We start from the raw sequence: 18,059 nt of genomic DNA, 5'->3' as shown, positions 1-18,059 counted from the left end.
CTGCAGCAGACGCAGCACGGCTCGGGATCGGCCTGACGGCCTCAGGCCGGGGCCGACTCGGCGGCCTTCCAGTCCGCATAGCGGTTCAGAATGCGCTGCACCTGACCATGGGTCCACTCGCCGCCCTTGGCCGCCGCAATGCCCCGTGCATTGAGTTCGGCCGCCATGGCGCGGTGGGTCAGTCCTTGTTCCTGCAAAGCGGCAAACAGCGCTTCATGCTGTCTGGCAAAGGCATCGGCCGCCGATTTGCGCTTTTCCACCGTGGCGCGGATATTGGCCGCACCGGCCGTGCCAAGCTTGACACCGCGCTCACGCGCTTGGGCCAACGCCTTGCGGGTGCGGGCGCTGATCTCGGGATTGACTTCCGGCGTGGACGGGTCGGCGGTTTCGGTCATGTGATTAGAGATGGATATATGACTCAGGGGCTGACCCCGCAACCATGGCGGGAGCAGCACAGCAGCGGTGTCTGAGGCAACAGGCGGCAAGGCTCATCAGCCGCCCGTCACAGGCGGGAAGAACGCCACTTCGTCGCCATTGCTGAGCACGGCATCGGCATCACAGATATCCTGGTTCAGCGCCATGCGCACAGCCTTGCCAGCAGCCAGCGCCTGAGCAGCCGCATCGCCGCGGCTCATCAGTTGCTCGCGCAACGCTCCCACGGTGGCTGCCGGAGTCTGCAGGCTTTCGCTGCCTGTGCCCAGGGCCTCCCGAATCGAGGCGAAATATCGAATCGTAACGGTCTTCATCTCCAACTCCATCAGCCCATGAGTTCGGCAAACGGGATAAAGCGCACGCTGTCTCCCATGGCAATCGTGGTGCCTGCGGGATTGTCCACCACGCCATCGCCCCAGGCCGTGGAAGTCAGCACCCCCGAGCTCTGGTTTCTGAACAACTCCAGCCCCCCACGCTCGTTGTAGCGCACCCGCAGAAACTCTCTGCGCTTGTCGCCCTTTGGCCACTCGAAATCGGCGCGCGCCTCTATGGCTCGCGGCAGCACGTTCTCCACGCCCTGCAGACGCAGCAGGAAGGGGCGCACCAGCACCTGGAAGGTGACAAAACTGGAGACCGGGTTGCCAGGCAGCCCGATGAAATGCGCAAAGCCCGTGCCGGACTCGCGATTGACGCGGCCATAGGCAAAAGGCTTGCCAGGCTTGATGCTGATCTGCCAGAGATCCAGCTGCCCCAGCTCCTGCACGGCAGGCTTGATATGGTCTTCCTCGCCCACGGAGACGCCGCCGCTGGTGACGATCACATCGTGGTCCATGGCGGCATCGGCCAGTGCGGCAATAGTGGCCTCGCGGTCGTCGGGAACAATGCCCAGATCCGTCACCTCGCAGCCCATGCGCAACAGCAATGCACGCAAGAAGAAGCGGTTGCTGTTGTAGATGCTGCCCGCCGGCATGTCCTGCGGAGCGACGGTGCCGGGCATGACCAGTTCATCGCCGGTGGAGAACAAGGCCACACGCGGCTTGCGTGCCACCTGCAGGCGGGCAAAGCCCATGCTGGCGGCCAGACCCAGGTGGGCAGGCGTGAGGCGGGTGCCGGCCTCGATCACGGTCGCTCCCTGCGTGATGTCCTCGCCCGCGCGGCGAATCCACTGCCCGGCAAGGGGCTCGGCCTTGATGCGCACGCGGCCGTCTTCGAGCAGCTCGCAGTCTTCCTGCATGACGATGGCATCGGCCCCGGCCGGCACGGGCGCGCCCGTGAAGATGCGGGCGACGGAGCCTGCAGCCAGGGCCTCAGGCGAGGTGCCGGCGGGAATGCGCTGCGACACCGGCAGCACCGCCATGCCGCCCGCGCATTCAGCGGCGCGCACTGCATAGCCGTCCATGGCCGAGTTATCCTGAGGCGGCACCTGCAGCGGCGAGACGGCTGCCTGCAGCAGCACGCGGCCATCGGCATCAAAGGTGTCCACCAGCTGTGCGCCGGCCTGGGGCCGGGCATGGGCCAGCAGCTCCTGCAGGGCTTCATCCAGAGGCTTGAGCGGCTTGCGGGGCGTCTGTGGTGCTTGCATTGCTGTGTCTTTCCTTAGTTCTTGTATTGCAGAGAATCCGAATGTGCAAGCAGCCATTGCAGCACAAGCTGGGGCTGGTTCAGGTCCAGCACGGGCTGGACCGGCGTTTGCGGCAGATCCCGGGCTGCATCGGTGGCCACGGCCAGCACCCGAGGGTCGTGCGCAAACAGCGGCTCCAGGCTCTTGCCCTTGTCCAGCCTGTCCTGCTGCAACCGCCAGACCTCGATCTTGGGCAGCTCGCCGTGCTTGAAGCCTTCGACCAGCACCCAATCCACGCTGGGGTCCAGCTGCGCCAGCATGTCGTGCACGCTGGGCTGCGCAGGCTGCTCGTATTCGCGCATCAGCGCCATGCGCCTGTCGGACGCGAGGAGCACCTCGTAGGCTCCTGCCTTGCGGTGGCGCCAGCTGTCCTTGCCTTCGCGATCCACATCAAAGTCATGGTGGGCATGCTTGATGACCGAGACCCGCAGCCCGCGCTGCCTCATCAGCATCACCAGCGCCTCGACCAGGGCCGTCTTGCCCGCGCCCGAATATCCGGCAAAGCCTATGACCTTCATCTTGATTTCAATATAATTTTGATAGCTACTAACGCTTGATGAATAAGCGAATAGCGACTATTTTATTCAAAGAAAAAAGCACCTGTCGCCAAGCCACAGGTGCTTTTCAAGCTTAACGCCGCAAGGCTTTATTTGCAGTTTTCGGCAATAAAGGCCTTGACCTGGTCCATGTCGGAGGCCATGACGACCACACGCTTGGGCAGGTCTTCGATGCCGTTGAACTTGGCGGGACGGTCGGGCTGGCGGCCCAATGCTTCTTCGATCGTTGCCGCAAACTTGATGGGCAGAGCGGTTTCCAGCACCAGCATGGGCTCGGCACCCAGATGCTCGCGCGCCACCTTCACGCCGTCGGCGGTATGGGTGTCGATCATCTGACCAAAGCGCTCGAAAGTGTCCTTGATGGTGGCCAGACGGTCGGCATGGGTGCTCTTGCCGCTCACAAAACCATACTTGCCAGCCGCATCCTTGAAGGCGGGATCTGTGCTCAGATCGAACTTGCCCGCCTTGGCCACGCCTTCGGCGAACAGCTGCCGGGTGCGCACGCCGTCGCGGCCCACCAGGTCGAACACAAAGCGCTCGAAATTGCTGGCCTTGGAGATGTCCATCGAGGGGCTCGATGTCTCGTAGGTATTGGCCGAGCCTCGCACTTGGTAGACGCCGGTGCGGAAGAACTCGTCCAGCACATCGTTTTCGTTGGTGGCCACCACCAGCTTGGCGATCGGCAGGCCCATCTGGCGCGCCACATGGCCTGCGCAGATATTGCCGAAGTTGCCGGAAGGCACGGTGAAGCTGACCATCTGGTCATTGGAGCGGGTGGCCTGCAGATAGCCGGCAAAGTAGTAGACCACCTGGGCCAGCAGACGTGCCCAGTTGATGGAGTTGACCGTACCGATCTTGTACTGGGCCTTGAAGGCGTGGTCGTTGGAGACGGCCTTGACGATGTCCTGGCAGTCGTCGAACACACCTTCGATGGCGATGTTGTGAATGTTCTCGTCCTGCAGGCTGAACATCTGCGCCTGCTGGAAGGGGCTCATGCGGCCGTGGGGGCTGGTCATGAAGACGCGCACGCCCTTCTTGCCGCGCATGGCGTACTCGGCCGCGCTGCCGGTGTCCCCGCTGGTGGCACCCAGGATATTCAGCTCCTCGTTGCGGCGGGCCAGTTCGTACTCGAACAGATTGCCCAGCAGCTGCATGGCCATGTCCTTGAAGGCCAGCGTGGGGCCGTTGGACAGGGCTTCGATGTGCAGCACGCCGTCAAGCTGGCGCACGGGCACGATGGCGTCGCTGCCAAAGACTTCCTTGGTATAGGTCTTGGCACACAGGGCGCGAAGATCTTCGGCCGGAATGTCGTCAATGTAGAGCGACAGAATCTCGAAGGCCAGGGCCGCATAGCCCTTGGTGGCCAGCGTCTCGCGCAGCTGGCTCAGCTTGGCATCGTCGATCCGGGGATACTCGACGGGCAGGTACAGGCCGCCATCGGGAGCCAGACCTTCGAGCAAAATGTCGCAAAAACGCTTGCGGTCAGCATGGCCGCGGGTGGACAGATACAGCATCTCAAACTCGCCAAAAACTAAAATTCGGAACCAGCAGCCAAACGGACAGAAGTCGTGCCGCCAAGCTAGTCATTATCGGTCAGCAAGCCCGATGTGACTGCGCGCGAATGCAGAGACCGGCCAACGCCATTGCCTCATATCGCGCTGACGGGGACTCAGGGTTGGAAATAGCGCTGCGCCCCCGGCTTGACATAGGGCTTCAGTTCCTTGAACGGGACACTGACGCCGCTGCCCAGGCACACTCCCATGGCATGGCCTATGCCTGAAATCACAAAACTCATCTTGTCGGGCTTGTCGAACATCAGCGCCATGTACTGAGGCAGGAGCTCGGTGCACTCCTTGTCATCCTCGGAATACCGGCTCACTGCCTTGCTCAGAAAACGTGACAGCCGATCACCGTATTCCAGCTTGTACTCGCCATATTTCACGTCCTTGAGCAGGCGGGTGAAGTCCATATAGCCGCCCCGCAGCAAATCCAGCACAAAGGGGTCGTAATGATTGTTGGGGTGCGCGCCGCCGCAACCGGTTGAACCGGACTCCACCACACTCATCAAGGCGCTTGAGAGGTACGTCACCTTGATCGACTCGTTATTGAAGTCCCCCAGTGAGCCTGCCGCCGGGCCAGCGTTCTGGTAGATCGAGCCCACACAGGCCAGCGCCTCCAGACTCATGCCCCAGTGGCGCTGCTCCAGAACGGTATTGGTCTGCGCCAGAATTTTGGCATCCGGATGGCGCGTGAGGCGCGGATACCAGAACTGGGTACGCGCGTCGCGCACCGGCCTCCAGGCCAGCATGGGGCTGAGCACCACTTCCTTGCCCTGCTCCAGCTTTTGCTCGGCCACTTTCAGATAGTCGTAGGGCGTGGCCTGCGCCGAGATGGCAACGCCCGATGCAATACCGCTGTCCGCACCTTGCACAATCGCCAACGTCACGGCCTCCACACCGAATGGCGCTATCTTTTCAGGGTCGTACTGCGCAATATGGGTAAGGGCTAGCGGCAGTTTTTTGCCATGAATATCATCCACCCATTCACCTGCCAAAGCATTGCCTTGCTGGCGCAGCTGCCAAACGATGCGGCGCTGTTGGGAGTCGGTCAACACGGGAGGCTCGCCGCCGCTTTCACGCGCCCAGTCGTTATTCAAAGGACGCGCCTCAGACAGCGCATTCAGCGCGCCCCGCAGCGGAATATCCACTCCATGCCGCAGATAGAAATAGCGCCCCTGGCGTTCACCATCGTCACCCGGCTTGCCCAGCTCCATCACCACCGCCGAGCCGCCCAGCGTGCCACGATAGACATCGACGGGCGCCGCTTGCGCACCCGCTGCCACCAAAAGCAAAAAGGCTGGCGCCACAGGGCGCCAGCCTTTGAAGGAGTTTGCAATACCGACACCGCACTGAACAGGGAATAAACCGCTTTGAGTGCGACGGTACATGCTCAAGTCCTTAGTTCAGCTCTTCCTTGCGGATGCGGGTGATGGGAGCCAGCACCGTGGGCAGACCCTGGATTTCGGCCAGCGCCTTGTCCATATCCCCTTCGCGCGTGTCGTGCGTGAGAATGATCAGGTCGGTCTGGGTCGAGCCTTCGCCGCCCACTTCGTCGGCCTCGCGCTGCAGCACCGCATCGATGCTGATGCCGGCGCCCGCCAGCAGGCCGGTGATCTTGGCCAGCACTCCGGCTTCGTCAGCCACGCGGATGCGCAGGTAGTAGCTGGTCACGACCTCGGCCATGGGCAGCACGGGCAGCTCGCTGCCGGCGGCAGCCAGGCTGCTGCTCTGGAAGGCCAGCGCAGGCACGCGGTGGGCAGGATCGGATCCGTCCATGCGGGCGATATCCACCAGGTCAGCCACCACGGCGGAGGCGGTGGGCTCGGAGCCGGCGCCCTTGCCGTAGTACAGCGTGGTGCCCACGGCATCGCCGTTCACCACCACGGCGTTCATCGCGCCTTCCACATTGGCGATCAAACGCTTGGAAGGCACCAGCGAGGGGTGCACGCGCAGCTCAATGCCCTTGTCCGTGCGCTTGGTGATGCCCAGCAGCTTGATGCGGTAGCCCAGTTGCTCGGCGTAACGGATATCGACGCCGGCCAGCTTGGTGATGCCTTCCACATAGGCCTTGTCGAACTGCACGGGAATGCCGAAGGCAATCGCGCTCATCAGCGTGGCCTTGTGGGCAGCGTCCACACCCTCGATGTCGAAGGTGGGGTCGGCTTCGGCGTAGCCCAGACGCTGTGCTTCCTTGAGCACCACGTCGAAGTCCAGGCCCTTGTCGCGCATTTCGGACAGGATGAAGTTGGTCGTGCCGTTGATGATGCCGGCCACCCACTGGATGGAGTTGGCGGTCAGGCCTTCACGCAGGGCCTTGATGATGGGAATGCCACCGGCCACGGCGGCTTCATAGGCCACCATCACACCCTTCTCGGCCGCAGCCTTGAAGATTTCCGTGCCGTGCACGGCCAGCAGGGCCTTGTTGGCGGTCACCACATGCTTGCCGGCCGCGATGGCTTCCAGCACCAGGGCCTTGGCAATGCCGTAGCCGCCGATCAGCTCGACCACCACATCGATATCGGGGTTGGCGATGACTTCACGCGCGTCGCCGACCACCTTGACCTTGTCACCCACCACGCTCCTGGCGCGTTCGGTATCCAAGTCGGCGACCATGGTAATTTCAATGCCGCGACCCGCACGACGGCGAATCTCGTCTTGATTGCGTTCCAGCACATTGAAAGTACCGCTGCCTACGGTGCCAATGCCCAACAGGCCTACTTGGATGGGTTTCATAAGTTCTAAGGTCAAAAAAGCGCTGAGCGCTTGAAAATCAAGCGCCACCAGCTATCAAAAAGATAAGTTACGCGGCTTTCTCAGCCTTGGCAGGCTTGAGTGCCTTTTCTGCCGGCACTGCCTTGGGCTTGTCCGTGCCATGGCGCTTGCGGTACTTCTCGAGGAAGGCTGCCAGCCGGTTGATGGCCTCGCGCAGATCTGCCTCATGCGGCAGGAACACGATGCGGAAGTGGTCAGGCTCGGGCCAGTTGAAACCCGTGCCCTGCACCAGCATGACCTTGGTTTCCTGCAGCACTTCGAGGAAGAACTCCTGGTCGTCCTGGATCGGATAGACGGCGGGATCCAGGCGCGGGAACATGTACAGCGCGCCCTGAGGCTTGACGCAGCTCACGCCGGGAATGGCGTTGATCAGCTCCCAGGCCAGATCGCGCTGCACGCGCAGGCGACCGCCCTCCTGCACCAGAGCATCGATGCTCTGATGACCGCCCAGTGCCGTCTGCACCGCCCATTGGCCGGGCACATTGGCGCACAGGCGCATATTGGAGAGCATGTTCAGGCCCTCGATGTAATCCTTGGCGGGCTTTTTGTCGCCCGAGATCACCATCCATCCGGCACGGTAGCCGCACGAGCGATAGGCCTTGGAGAGGGAATTGAAGGTGATGGTCAGCACATCGATGGACAGGCTGCCCAGCGGCGTGTGCTTGGCATCCTCGTACAGCACCTTGTCGTAGACCTCGTCCGCAAAGATGACCAGGCCATGCTCGCGCGCCAGCTCCACGATCTGCAGCAGCAGCTCCCTGGAGTAAAGCGCACCCGTGGGGTTGTTGGGGTTGATGACGACGATGCCCTTGGTGCGCGGCGTGATCTTGGCGCGGATGTCGTCCATATTGGGCATCCAGCCATTGGACTCATCGCACATGTAATGCACGGGCGTGCCGCCGGACAGGCTGGTGGCAGCCGTCCACAGCGGATAGTCGGGCGCAGGCAGCAGCATCTCGTCGCCGTTGTCCAGCAGCGCGTTGGTGGCCAGGCTGATCAGCTCCGAAGCACCGTTGCCCAGATAGATATCGTCCAGTGTCACGCCCTTGATGCCCTGACGCTGGGTTTCGTGCATCACGGCCTTGCGCGCCGCGAAGATGCCCTTGCTGTCGGAGTAGCCTGCCGAGTTGGGCAGGTTGCGGATCATGTCCTGCTGCACTTCCTCGGGAGCATCGAAGCCGAACACGGCCAGATTGCCGATGTTGAGCTTGATGATCTTCTGGCCGTCGTCCTCCATCTTCTTCGCCGCGTCCATGATCGGCCCGCGGATGTCGTAACAGACGTTTGCTAATTTGGCGGATTTTTGAACGGTTTTCATGCGAATCAATACAAAAGGATTTCAGGCACGCCAGGGCGTATTAAATGCCATGGTGAAACCTATAATTTAAGCACAGTTCCGCGCTGCAGCAATGTCCCCACCCTCTCTGTATGGAGACAGCAGCCATCGCACCCATCCAGCGCGCCGATTACGCACACTCTCCATCATGAAATTTCATGCAGACAAATCCGATGCGCAAACCATCACCGGCTATGGCCCGGGCTGGATCGCCGTTGACAAGCAAAACCATGAAACCAGTCTGCTGGTCGGAGCCCGCGGCCTGCTGACCGAGTGGAACTGCACCCGCTTCGAAGACCTGACGGCCGAGCATTTCGAGGAACTTGCCAAGCTGGATGCGGAAGTCGTGCTCTTCGGCAGCGGCAGCAAGAACCGTTTTCCGCCTGTGGCCTGGCTCAAGCCGCTGATCGCCAAACGCATTGGCCTGGAGAGCATGGACACCGCATCGGCCTGCCGCACCTATAACGTTCTGGCCAGCGAAGGCCGCAACGTGGTCGCAGCCCTGCTGCTAGCATAGACTTCTGAGCTTACATTGAGAGAAATACGTATTTCAGGGTAAAATCGCAGGTTGCGGTTGGGGGCGATCGATTGATAAAAACAAAAATACCACCGACGCCCTCGGCATTTCAACGAACACACCCGAGAGATACAAGCGCATGGCGATCGTTGTCAACAAACCACTCCCAGAATTTGAAGCCAACGCCACCGGAGGCGTCAAGGTGTCCAACACCTCGCACAACGGCCAGATTCTGATCCTGTATTTCTACCCCAAGGACAACACGCCGGGTTGTACCACGGAAGCAATGCAATTCCGCGATAAGTACAAGGATTTCGTGAAGGCTGGCGCCACCGTGTTCGGCGTGTCGCGCGACAACATGAACTCGCACAACGACTTCAAGGAAAAGCTGGAACTGCCGTTCGAGCTGATTGCCGACACTGAAGAGAAGATGTGCCACATGTTTGGCGTGGTCAAGAACAAGATCATGTACGGCAAGAAGGTCAAGGGCATCGAGCGCTCCACCTTCCTGATCGGCGCCGACGGCATCCTGATGCAGGAATGGCGCGGCCTGAAGGTTCCCGGCCACGTGGACGAAGTGCTCAAGGCCGTCAAAAGCCTGAAGACTCAGGACAAGAAGGTGGCCTGATCCCCGCCGGGACTGAAAACCTTGCAATTATCTACACGCAAAGTATTTCAAAGTCTTTAAACAAGGCAAAACAGGAAATACTGCGTTCAGGCCCTCGCAGCCTATGCATAATGGGGCATGCCTCAGTGCTACGCAGTATTCTCTGTTCACCCCACCAAAGCCGCCTCGGTTTCCAGGCGGCTTTGTGCTTTTTGAATCTTGTTGAGAACGGTTCGTCCACTATGCCCCTGCCCCCCGCACCCGGCCACCGCGCCGCAAAGCTCCCCGCAGAAGCCTTTTCGTCCATCCGCAAGTCTGCCAGGCAGACTGCAGAGCTTGACGAGGATCTGAACCCCTCCACCGGAGCAGCCCTGAGCGCAGCTCCAGAGACCGCTCCCGCAGCCACCAGGCCGCGCCGCAGCAACAGCAAGCCCGCCGCCTCGACCACTGCAACCACCAAGCCGCGCAAGACCGCCACAACGACTGCTGCTGCAACACCCACTGCCGCAGCTTCGACTGGCGCAGCTTCGGCTGGCGCAGCTTCGGCTGCCGCAGCTTCGGCTGCCACCGCAAAGACAGGGCCAGCTGCCGCAGCACCCGCCAAACCCGCCGACGCGGCTGCCAAGCCCGCCCGCCGCGCCCGCAATACGCGCACCGGCCCGACCACACTGTTCGTGCTGGACACCAATGTGCTGCTGCACGACCCCAGCAGCCTGTTCCGCTTCGAGGAACACGACATCTTCCTGCCCATGGTCGTGCTGGAAGAGCTGGACAACCACAAGAAGGGCATGACCGAAGTGGCGCGCAACGGCCGCCAGGTCAGCCGCACGCTGGACTCCCTGGTTGCCTCCCAGCCCGCAGATGGCCTCGAAAAAGGCCTGCCGCTCAATGCCACGGGCCAGCGCAGCGCCACCGGCACGCTGTACTTCCAGACCAATCCCCTGGATGCATCCCTGCCCGAGAGCTTGCCCCAGGGCAAGGCCGACAACCAGATTCTGGGCGTGGTCGCGGCCTTGCGCGAGCAGCACAAGGACCGCGAAGTGGTGCTGGTGTCCAAGGACATCAATATGCGCGTCAAGGCGCGCGCACTGGGCCTGGCTGCCGAGGACTACCAGAACGACAAGGTGCTGGAAGACGGCGATCTGCTGTATTCGGGCGCCCTGGCCCTGCCGCACGACTTCTGGACCAAGGCCGGCAAGAATGTGGAGAGCTGGCAGGAAGGCGCCATCACCTACTACCGCGTCAGCGGCGTCATCGTCGACCAGCTGATGATCAACCAGTTCGTCTACTACGAGGCACCGGGCGAGCCCAGCCTCTACATGCGCGTGACCGAGATCCGCGACAAGACGGCCGTGCTCAAGACGCTGCGCGACTTCGGCAATCCGAAGAATGCCGTCTGGGGCGTCTCCACACGCAATCGCGAGCAGAACTTCGCGATGAACCTGCTGGTCAACCCCGAAGTCGACTTTGTCACGCTGACCGGTACGGCAGGCACCGGCAAGACCCTGCTGGCCCTGGCCGCCGGCCTGGCCCAGGTGCTGGACGAGCGCCGCTATACCGAGATCATCATGACGCGCGCCACGGTGAGCGTGGGCGAGGATATCGGCTTCCTGCCCGGCACCGAAGAGGAAAAAATGGGTCCCTGGATGGGTGCCCTGGACGACAACCTGGAGTTCCTGGCCAAGGGCGACGGCGGCAATGCCGGCGAATGGGGGCGCGCCGCCACCAATGAACTGATCCGCAGCCGCATCAAGATCAAGAGCATGAACTTCATGCGCGGTCGCACCTTCCTGAACAAATACGTCATCATCGACGAGGCCCAGAATCTGACGCCCAAGCAGATGAAGACCCTGATCACCCGTGCCGGCCCCGGCACCAAGATCATCTGCATGGGCAATCTGGCCCAGATCGACACCCCCTACCTGACCGAAGGCAGCTCGGGCCTGACCTATGTGGTGGACCGCTTCAAGGGCTGGCCCCACAGCGGCCACATCACCCTGGCGCGCGGCGAACGCTCGCGCCTGGCGGACTTCGCCAGCGAGGTGCTGTAAGTGACCAGCTGGATCGCGGCGCTCAAGCTCGTGCCCTGGGGCGAGGTCATCAAGGCCACGCCCCAGGTGGTGAAGGCTGCCCAGGGCATGCTCAAGAAGAAAGAGGCCCAGGCCGAAGCGCGCGAGCAGGATGCCAGCGCGGACGGCGCCAGGCAGCGCATTTCGCCACCGGCTTCCGCCGGCGAGCAGGCGCTGCTGCTGATCCAGCGGCAGGAAGAGCGCATCGCCCAGCTGGAGCAGTCGCAGCGCCAGTCGCTGGAGATCATCGAGAAGCTGGCCCAGCAAAATGCCCAGATCGTCGCGACCGTGGGGGCGCTGCGCATAGGCGCACAGCGCCTGGCCTGGGCCTGTGGCGTGCTGGGACTGTGCATGATCGGTCTTGGCATCTACCTGTTCAGCCGCTAGCGCCGCAGCCACTCAAAAACAAAGCCCGCAAGGCCTGTGCCTTGCGGGCTTTTCTTATGTCCACATTCAATTTGATAGCTGCTAGCACCCGTTATTCATAGATTTCATACTCATAGAGTTCTGAAATCCATAAACCACAGGCGCTGGAAGCTATGCTTTTTAGTATTCATCCGTGCCGTAGCCTTGTGCCAGATTCTCGAAACGCGTCTGGTTCTTCTGGAAGAAGAGCTTCACCGTCCCCGTCGGCCCGTTACGCTGCTTACCGATGATGACCTCGGCAATATTGGGCTCCTTGCTCTCTTTGTTGTAGTAGTCGTCGCGGTAGATGAACATGATGATGTCCGCGTCCTGCTCGATGGCGCCTGATTCACGCAGGTCGGACATCATGGGGCGCTTGTCGGTACGCTGCTCCACCGAGCGGTTGAGCTGGGACAGCGCAATCACCGGGCATTGCAGCTCCTTGGCCAGCATCTTCAAGCCCCGCGAGATCTCGCCCAGCTCGGTCGCGCGATTGTCGGAACTGGCGGCCGATCCAGAGCCGCTCATCAGCTGCAGGTAGTCGACCACGATCAGGCCCAGCTTTCCGCACTGGCGCGCCAGACGACGTGCATTGGCACGCAGCTCGGTCGGGGACAGGCCTGGAGTTTCGTCGATATGCAGCGACACCGTGCGCAGGCGCTCGATGGCCTCGGTCAGACGCGGCCACTCGTCGTCGCTGAGCTTGCCGGTACGCAGATTGCCCTGGTTGACGCGGCCGATGGAGCCGACGATACGAACCGCCAGCTGGGCCGCGCCCATTTCCATGGAGAAGATGGCGACCGGCAAACCCTCGTTGAGTGCCACATGCTCGGCAATATTCACGGCAAACGAGGTCTTGCCCATGGAGGGACGCGCCGCCAGCACCACCATGTCGCCGGCCTGCAGACCCGAGGTCATGCGATCCAGATCGACAAAGCCCGTGGGGACGCCGGTCACATCCATGGGGTTGTCGGCCATCTCCTGGACCCGGTCCAGCAGATCCACCACCAACGTATCCAGCGACTGGAAGCCCTGCTTGTTGCGAGCGCCCTCCTCGCCGATCGCCATGATCTTCTGCTCGGCCTCGTCGAGGATGCGCTCCACGGTCTTGCCCTGAGGATTGAAGGCATTGGTCGCGATGTCGTCGCTGGCCGTGACCAGCTTGCGCAAGATGGCGCGCTCACGCACGATTTCCGCATAGCGGCGGATATTGCTGGCACTGGGCACATATTGCGCCAACTGGTTCAGGTACATCAGGCCGCCGACTTCCTCGGCCTTGCCCATGCCCTGCAGATGCTCGTAGACCGTGATCACGTCGGCCGGCTTGCTGGCATTGATCAGCTTGCCTATGGCTTCGAAGATCAGCTTGTGCTCGTGCCGATAGAAGTCGCCGTCGCTCAGCAGGTCGCCCACGCGCTCCCAGGCATTGTTGTCCAGCAGCAGACCACCGAGCACCGAAGATTCCGACTCCATGGAGTGCGGCGGCACACGCAGTTGCGCCACCTGCTGGTCTGCAGGCGGAACCGGGGCGAATGCATCATCTTGCAGATCAAGCGGGGGCATTACTGACGACATGAGACTCCTAGAGACAAGTCCTCCATCGTAGCGGGAGGCGGTGGCAACGTCACGGCGGGCGACGAGAAAAACGCCGGCGAGACAAACAATTACCGGAAAACAAAAAACCGCCCGAAGGCGGCTTTTTGCCAATTCAGAACAGAGCCTGAATTAGGAGTGGTCGCCGTACACGGAGACAGCCACTTCTGCAGCCACGTCGGTGTGCAGAGCCACCACCACAGTGGCGTCGCCAACGGTCTTGATGGGGCCGTTGGGCATGCGCACTTGCGACTTGTTCACTGCAAAACCGGCCTTGACCAGTTCTTCAGCGATGTCGGCGTTGGTGATGGAGCCGAACAGACGACCGTCAACGCCGGCCTTCTGAGTGATCTTCACGTTGGCGCCGTTCAGCTTTTCGCTCAGTTCTTGAGCGGCAGCCAGCTTCTCGGCAGCAGCCTTTTCCAGCTCAGCGCGCTTGGCTTCGAATTCAGCCTTGGCAGCAGCTGTTGCACGACGTGCAGCGCCGGAGGGGATCAGGAAGTTACGAGCGTAACCGTCCTTGACCTTGACGATATCGCCCAGGTTACCCAGGTTCACAACCTTTTCGAGCAGAATGATTTGCATTGTCGTGCTCCTTAGATCTTGTGCTGGTCAGAGTAGGGCAGCATAGCCAGGAAGCGAGCGCGCTTGATGGCTGTGTTCAGCTGACGCTGATAGATGGCGCGCGTGCCGGTCAGGCGTGCGGGCACAATCTTGCCGTTTTCGGCGATGAAGTCACGCAGGGTGTCGACATCCTTGTAGTCGATTTCTTCGACGCCGGCGACTGTGAAGCGGCAGAAACGCTTGCGCTTGAACAGCAGCGACTGGGTGTTGCGCTTAGGACGCTTGTCCTTGTTGAATTTCTTGAACGTGGCCATTGCTGGACCTCTTGAAAATTAATTTTGTTGAATATCCTGAATGTGTAAAACCAGCATCTTGCTATTGCGCGGCGTGGCCAGAAAACCTTGAAAGGTCCATTGGCTACCGGGTGCTTGGCGGGCCAGCTTTTCAGCCAGGGCGCCAAAGGCAACAGCCTTGACAGATGCATTCACGTTGCGCGCACTGCCCAGCTCTTGTTGCTGCGAACTGTGTTCAATTCGCAAATCCAGGGCAGGCAATCCGGCGGGCGTGTAGCGCAAAGCAGCTTGCTCTGCGAGAAGGCCCGTCAATACAACGCGGTTTTCCACTCCTTCAGTGTCTGATGCTATTAAGCGTGCTCAGCCTGGTTGGCCTTGCGGGCTTCTTCGCGCTCAACGCTCTTCATCATGGCGGAAGCAGCTGTATCAGCCTTCTTCTTCTGCACAGTCAGGTGACGCAGCACGGCATCATTGAACTTGAAGGCGTGTTCCAGTTCAGCCATCACAGCCTGGTCGGCTTCGATGTTCAGGCACAGGTAGTGGGCCTTGGCGAGCTTGTTGATCATGTAGGCCAGCTGACGACGGCCCCAATCTTCTTCGCGGTGCACCTTGCCGCCACCAGCAGCAATCATGCCCTTGTAGCGCTCCAGCATCGCGGGAACTTGTTCGCTTTGATCCGGATGGATCAACAAAATGATTTCGTAATGACGCATAACGACTCCTTTTGGGTAAACGCCGCCCACTGCGTCTGTAGCGGTGCGGCAAGGCAAAACGTGAGATTCTAGCCGAGTGGCGGACTATCTGTACACTCGGGGGCCTATAAACCTGCGATTACCATCGGTCAATCAAGGCGAGAGGTCCTGAAATCACAAGCACTTACTCTCCTAGAATGCTCCGCAAATCCTGCAGGCTCACTTCAGCCGCTGCGCCCTTCGCCCTTATCGGGCGGCACAGGTCTTGAAATAGACCAGCCGGAGCGCATCTGGAAGACAGATTGTCTTAAGTTTTGAGAAACCTTCACCGACTATGACCGAGAACCACAACCCCAACACCATCAACGACGCCAGCCCCGAGGAGCTGGAAGCGGCCCTGGCAGCCAATGCGTCGGACGAACTGGGTCGTCTGCAGGCCGAGCTGGAAGAACTCAAGGCCAAGAGCGCCGAACTGGCCGATCAATACCTGCGTGCCAAGGCCGACGCCGAGAACATGCGCCGCCGCGCCGAAGAAGAAGTGACCAAGGCCCGCAAGTTCGGCATCGAGAGCTTTGCCGAAAGCCTGCTGCCCGTGATCGACAGCCTGGATGCTGCCCTGGCCATCCAAAACGCCACGCCCGAGCAGCTGCGCGAAGGCTCGGACGCCACGCTGCGCCAGCTGACTTCGGCCCTGGAACGCAACAAGGTGCAGGCCATCAACCCGGCTGCGGGCGAGAAGTTCGACCCTCACCATCACCAGGCCATCTCCATGGTTCCCGCCGACCAGCCCGCCAACACCGTGGTGGCCGTGCTGCAAAAGGGCTATGTGATCGCCGACCGCATCCTGCGTCCCGCGCTGGTGACCGTGGCCCAGGGCTGAGCTGCAAAGACACCAATAACCCCACCGTCAGGGCAAAAATTTGTGAGTGGCGGCTCTTGAAGCCGGCCGCAGTGCCCACAAGTGACGAATCAAGCAAACATTCAACAGATTACGGAGAGAATTATGGGAAAAATCATCGGTATTGACCTGGGCACCACCAACAGCTGCGTCGCCATCATGGAGGGTAACAACACCCGCGTGATCGAAAACAGCGAAGGCGCCCGTACCACCCCCTCCATCGTCGCCTATCAAGAAGACGGCGAAATCCTGGTGGGCGCATCCGCCAAGCGCCAGGCCGTCACCAACCCCAAGAACACCATTTACGCTGCCAAGCGCCTGATCGGCCGCAAGTTCGCCGAAGCCGAGGTGCAAAAGGACATCGACCTGATGCCCTTCCAGATCGTCAAGGCCGACAACGGCGACGCCTGGGTACAAGTGCGTGACCAGAAGCTGGCTCCCCCCCAGATCAGCGCCGAAGTGCTGCGCAAGATGAAGAAGACCGCCGAGGACTTCCTGGGCGAAGCCGTGACCGAGGCCGTCATCACCGTGCCCGCCTACTTCAACGACGCCCAGCGTCAGGCCACCAAGGATGCCGGCCGCATCGCCGGCCTGGAAGTCAAGCGCATCATCAACGAACCTACCGCTGCTGCCCTGGCCTTCGGCCTGGACAAGGTGGGCAAGGGCGACCGCAAGGTGGCCGTGTATGACCTGGGCGGCGGCACTTTTGACGTCTCCATCATCGAAATCGCCGACGTGGACGGCGAAAAGCAGTTCGAAGTGCTGTCGACCAACGGCGACACCTTCCTGGGCGGCGAAGACTTCGACCAGCGCATCATCAACTACATCATCGACGAGTTCAAGAAGGAACAAGGCGTTGATCTGTCCAAGGACGTGCTGGCTCTGCAGCGCCTGAAGGAAGCCGCTGAAAAGGCCAAGATCGAGCTGTCGAACTCCGCACAGACCGACATCAACCTGCCCTACATCACCGCCGATGCCACAGGTCCCAAGCACCTGAACATCAAGCTGACCCGCGCCAAGCTGGAGTCGCTGGTGGACGACCTGATCGAACGCACGATCGCGCCTTGCCGCACCGCCATCAAGGATGCAGGCATCTCGGTCTCCGACATCAACGACGTGATCCTGGTCGGCGGCATGAGCCGCATGCCCAAGGTGCAGGAAAAGGTCAAGGAATTCTTCGGCAAGGAACCCCGCAAGGACGTGAACCCCGACGAAGCCGTGGCCGTGGGCGCTGCCGTGCAGGGCCAGGTGCTGGGTGGCGAGCGCTCCGACGTGCTGCTGCTGGACGTGACTCCCCTGTCCCTGGGTATCGAGACCCTGGGCGGCGTCATGACCAAGATGATCAGCAAGAACACGACCATCCCCACCAAGTTCGCGCAGACCTTCTCCACGGCTGAAGACAACCAGCCTGCCGTGACCATCAAGGTGTTCCAGGGCGAGCGCGAGATCGCCAGCGCCAACAAGATGCTGGGCGAGTTCAACCTGGAAGGCATCCCGCCCGCTTCGCGTGGCACGCCCCAGATCGAAGTGACCTTCGACATCGACGCCAACGGCATCCTGAACGTGTCGGCCAAGGACAAGGCTTCCGGCAAGGAAAACAAGATCACCATCAAGGCGAACTCCGGCCTGTCGGAAGAAGAAATCCAGAACATGGTCAAGGATGCGGAACTGAACGCCGCCGACGACAAGAAGAAGCTGGAACTGGTGACTGCCAAGAACCAGGGCGAAGCTGCTGTTCACAGCGTCAACAAGAGCCTGGCCGAACATGGCGACAAGCTGGATGCCGCCGAAAAGGGCGCCATCGAAGCCGCCGTCAAGGAACTGGAAGAAGCGCTCAAGGGCGAGGACAAGGACGCCATCGACGCCAAGACCACGGCCCTGATGACGGCCAGCCAGAAGCTGGGCGAGAAGATGTACGCCGACGCACAGGCCGCTGGCGGTGCCCAAGCCGCTGCTGCCGCAGCCGGTGCCTCCGCCGGTGCCGGCGCCTCGGCTGCCGCTGACGACAACGTGGTTGACGCCGAAGTCAAGGAAGTCAAGAAGGACTAAGCGCGGGCAGGTCCTGGCCTCAAACCATTGACCGCTTGCCGCCGCGCCGGGCTCCCAGGAGCTGGCGCGGCGTTCCTGTTCCATCCGACCGAAAA

The 18,059-nt window shown here is 61.3% G+C and carries 19 protein-coding genes; 6 read left to right on the top strand and 13 right to left on the bottom strand.

The genetic code is table 11. The features are described from left to right. Positions 1 to 41: 41 nt before the first annotated feature. The 8 genes from FSY59_RS07635 to FSY59_RS07600 all read right to left on the bottom strand — a co-directional run bounded on the left by FSY59_RS07635 (position 42) and on the right by FSY59_RS07600 (position 8,259). Entirely contained in the window at positions 42 to 395 is a 354-nt protein-coding gene (locus FSY59_RS07635) for a recombinase family protein (protein ID WP_003057881.1), read from the bottom strand. A gap of 96 nt (positions 396 to 491) precedes the next feature. Beyond that, complete coding sequence (gene moaD / locus FSY59_RS07630) at positions 492 to 746, bottom strand: molybdopterin converting factor subunit 1 (RefSeq protein ID WP_043376124.1); 255 nt, start codon at positions 744 to 746, stop codon at positions 492 to 494. A gap of 11 nt (positions 747 to 757) precedes the next feature. Next, positions 758 to 2,014 carry a gephyrin-like molybdotransferase Glp gene (gene glp, locus FSY59_RS07625; RefSeq protein ID WP_148728738.1) on the bottom strand — a complete coding sequence of 419 codons (1,257 nt, stop codon included), beginning with the start codon at positions 2,012 to 2,014 and terminating at the stop codon, positions 758 to 760. A 14-nt stretch (positions 2,015 to 2,028) separates the two neighbouring features. Then, a complete protein-coding gene (gene mobB / locus FSY59_RS07620; protein WP_003057887.1) occupies positions 2,029 to 2,571 on the bottom strand; it encodes a molybdopterin-guanine dinucleotide biosynthesis protein B in 543 nt (180 codons plus the stop codon). A 128-nt stretch (positions 2,572 to 2,699) separates the two neighbouring features. Continuing rightward, on the bottom strand, positions 2,700 to 4,124 hold the full coding sequence (gene thrC, locus FSY59_RS07615; RefSeq protein WP_148728737.1) for a threonine synthase: 1,425 nt from the start codon (positions 4,122 to 4,124) through the stop codon (positions 2,700 to 2,702). Between the two features lie 155 nt (positions 4,125 to 4,279). Continuing rightward, positions 4,280 to 5,557 carry a hypothetical protein gene (locus tag FSY59_RS07610; RefSeq protein ID WP_255439242.1) on the bottom strand — a complete coding sequence of 426 codons (1,278 nt, stop codon included), beginning with the start codon at positions 5,555 to 5,557 and terminating at the stop codon, positions 4,280 to 4,282. Positions 5,558 to 5,567: 10 nt separating this feature from the next. Then, complete coding sequence (locus tag FSY59_RS07605; RefSeq protein WP_003057897.1) at positions 5,568 to 6,902, bottom strand: homoserine dehydrogenase; 1,335 nt, start codon at positions 6,900 to 6,902, stop codon at positions 5,568 to 5,570. Positions 6,903 to 6,969: 67 nt separating this feature from the next. Continuing rightward, positions 6,970 to 8,259, bottom strand: a complete 1,290-nt coding sequence (locus FSY59_RS07600; RefSeq protein ID WP_003057902.1) for a pyridoxal phosphate-dependent aminotransferase — start codon at positions 8,257 to 8,259, stop codon at positions 6,970 to 6,972. A 166-nt stretch (positions 8,260 to 8,425) separates the two neighbouring features. Between FSY59_RS07600 and FSY59_RS07595 the strand changes: the two genes are divergently transcribed. The 4 genes from FSY59_RS07595 (at position 8,426) to FSY59_RS07580 (ending at position 11,857) form a co-directional block, all read left to right on the top strand. Then, complete coding sequence (locus tag FSY59_RS07595) at positions 8,426 to 8,794, top strand: Mth938-like domain-containing protein (protein ID WP_003057904.1); 369 nt, start codon at positions 8,426 to 8,428, stop codon at positions 8,792 to 8,794. A 139-nt stretch (positions 8,795 to 8,933) separates the two neighbouring features. Continuing rightward, positions 8,934 to 9,422: a peroxiredoxin gene (locus FSY59_RS07590; protein ID WP_003057908.1), complete on the top strand. Its 489-nt coding sequence runs from the start codon at positions 8,934 to 8,936 to the stop codon at positions 9,420 to 9,422. A gap of 221 nt (positions 9,423 to 9,643) precedes the next feature. Further along, positions 9,644 to 11,452, top strand: coding sequence for a PhoH family protein (locus tag FSY59_RS07585; protein WP_148728736.1), 1,809 nt, complete (start codon positions 9,644 to 9,646; stop codon positions 11,450 to 11,452). Next, positions 11,453 to 11,857: a hypothetical protein gene (locus FSY59_RS07580; RefSeq protein ID WP_043371084.1), complete on the top strand. Its 405-nt coding sequence runs from the start codon at positions 11,453 to 11,455 to the stop codon at positions 11,855 to 11,857. Positions 11,858 to 12,016: 159 nt separating this feature from the next. Here the strand turns inward: FSY59_RS07580 and dnaB are convergent, their stop codons facing one another. From dnaB to rpsF, 5 genes are all read right to left on the bottom strand, one after another. Then, positions 12,017 to 13,450 carry a replicative DNA helicase gene (dnaB, locus tag FSY59_RS07575; protein WP_003057916.1) on the bottom strand — a complete coding sequence of 478 codons (1,434 nt, stop codon included), beginning with the start codon at positions 13,448 to 13,450 and terminating at the stop codon, positions 12,017 to 12,019. Positions 13,451 to 13,600: 150 nt separating this feature from the next. Continuing rightward, entirely contained in the window at positions 13,601 to 14,053 is a 453-nt protein-coding gene (gene rplI, locus FSY59_RS07570) for a 50S ribosomal protein L9 (protein WP_003057918.1), read from the bottom strand. An 11-nt stretch (positions 14,054 to 14,064) separates the two neighbouring features. Beyond that, a complete protein-coding gene (rpsR, locus tag FSY59_RS07565; RefSeq protein ID WP_003057920.1) occupies positions 14,065 to 14,346 on the bottom strand; it encodes a 30S ribosomal protein S18 in 282 nt (93 codons plus the stop codon). Positions 14,347 to 14,364: 18 nt separating this feature from the next. Next, positions 14,365 to 14,655, bottom strand: a complete 291-nt coding sequence (gene priB, locus FSY59_RS07560; protein WP_003076580.1) for a primosomal replication protein N — start codon at positions 14,653 to 14,655, stop codon at positions 14,365 to 14,367. 20 nt (positions 14,656 to 14,675) lie between these two features. Further along, entirely contained in the window at positions 14,676 to 15,038 is a 363-nt protein-coding gene (gene rpsF, locus FSY59_RS07555) for a 30S ribosomal protein S6 (RefSeq protein WP_003057922.1), read from the bottom strand. 313 nt (positions 15,039 to 15,351) lie between these two features. Between rpsF and grpE the strand changes: the two genes are divergently transcribed. Both grpE and dnaK read left to right on the top strand, forming a co-directional pair. Further along, entirely contained in the window at positions 15,352 to 15,897 is a 546-nt protein-coding gene (gene grpE, locus FSY59_RS07550; RefSeq protein WP_003057924.1) for a nucleotide exchange factor GrpE, read from the top strand. Positions 15,898 to 16,020: 123 nt separating this feature from the next. Beyond that, on the top strand, positions 16,021 to 17,964 hold the full coding sequence (dnaK, locus tag FSY59_RS07545) for a molecular chaperone DnaK (RefSeq protein WP_003057925.1): 1,944 nt from the start codon (positions 16,021 to 16,023) through the stop codon (positions 17,962 to 17,964). Positions 17,965 to 18,059 lie beyond the last annotated feature (95 nt).

Origin of the sequence: Comamonas sp. Z3 (assembly GCF_008121565.1) — a bacterium.
Taxonomy (GTDB): Bacteria; Pseudomonadota; Gammaproteobacteria; order Burkholderiales; family Burkholderiaceae_C; genus Comamonas; species Comamonas brasiliensis.
The sequence above is the reverse complement of the archived record's forward strand: the minus strand, read 5'-3'. Positions and strand labels throughout refer to the sequence as shown.

What these genes read in the sequence shown, in the direction of transcription:
- grpE (WP_003057924.1), top strand. Translation starts at nt 15,352, where the DNA reads ATGACCGAGAACCACAACCCCAACACCATCAACGACGCCAGCCCCGAG.
- rpsF (WP_003057922.1), bottom strand. Translation starts at nt 15,038, where the DNA reads ATGCGTCATTACGAAATCATTTTGTTGATCCATCCGGATCAAAGCGAA.
- rplI (WP_003057918.1), bottom strand. Translation starts at nt 14,053, where the DNA reads ATGCAAATCATTCTGCTCGAAAAGGTTGTGAACCTGGGTAACCTGGGC.
- mobB (WP_003057887.1), bottom strand. Translation starts at nt 2,571, where the DNA reads ATGAAGGTCATAGGCTTTGCCGGATATTCGGGCGCGGGCAAGACGGCC.
- FSY59_RS07590 (WP_003057908.1), top strand. Translation starts at nt 8,934, where the DNA reads ATGGCGATCGTTGTCAACAAACCACTCCCAGAATTTGAAGCCAACGCC.
- dnaK (WP_003057925.1), top strand. Translation starts at nt 16,021, where the DNA reads ATGGGAAAAATCATCGGTATTGACCTGGGCACCACCAACAGCTGCGTC.
- FSY59_RS07605 (WP_003057897.1), bottom strand. Translation starts at nt 6,902, where the DNA reads ATGAAACCCATCCAAGTAGGCCTGTTGGGCATTGGCACCGTAGGCAGC.
- FSY59_RS07595 (WP_003057904.1), top strand. Translation starts at nt 8,426, where the DNA reads ATGAAATTTCATGCAGACAAATCCGATGCGCAAACCATCACCGGCTAT.
- FSY59_RS07610 (WP_255439242.1), bottom strand. Translation starts at nt 5,557, where the DNA reads ATGTACCGTCGCACTCAAAGCGGTTTATTCCCTGTTCAGTGCGGTGTC.
- FSY59_RS07635 (WP_003057881.1), bottom strand. Translation starts at nt 395, where the DNA reads ATGACCGAAACCGCCGACCCGTCCACGCCGGAAGTCAATCCCGAGATC.
- FSY59_RS07600 (WP_003057902.1), bottom strand. Translation starts at nt 8,259, where the DNA reads ATGAAAACCGTTCAAAAATCCGCCAAATTAGCAAACGTCTGTTACGAC.
- dnaB (WP_003057916.1), bottom strand. Translation starts at nt 13,450, where the DNA reads ATGTCGTCAGTAATGCCCCCGCTTGATCTGCAAGATGATGCATTCGCC.
- FSY59_RS07585 (WP_148728736.1), top strand. Translation starts at nt 9,644, where the DNA reads ATGCCCCTGCCCCCCGCACCCGGCCACCGCGCCGCAAAGCTCCCCGCA.
- moaD (WP_043376124.1), bottom strand. Translation starts at nt 746, where the DNA reads ATGAAGACCGTTACGATTCGATATTTCGCCTCGATTCGGGAGGCCCTG.
- rpsR (WP_003057920.1), bottom strand. Translation starts at nt 14,346, where the DNA reads ATGGCCACGTTCAAGAAATTCAACAAGGACAAGCGTCCTAAGCGCAAC.
- thrC (WP_148728737.1), bottom strand. Translation starts at nt 4,124, where the DNA reads ATGCTGTATCTGTCCACCCGCGGCCATGCTGACCGCAAGCGTTTTTGC.
- glp (WP_148728738.1), bottom strand. Translation starts at nt 2,014, where the DNA reads ATGCAAGCACCACAGACGCCCCGCAAGCCGCTCAAGCCTCTGGATGAA.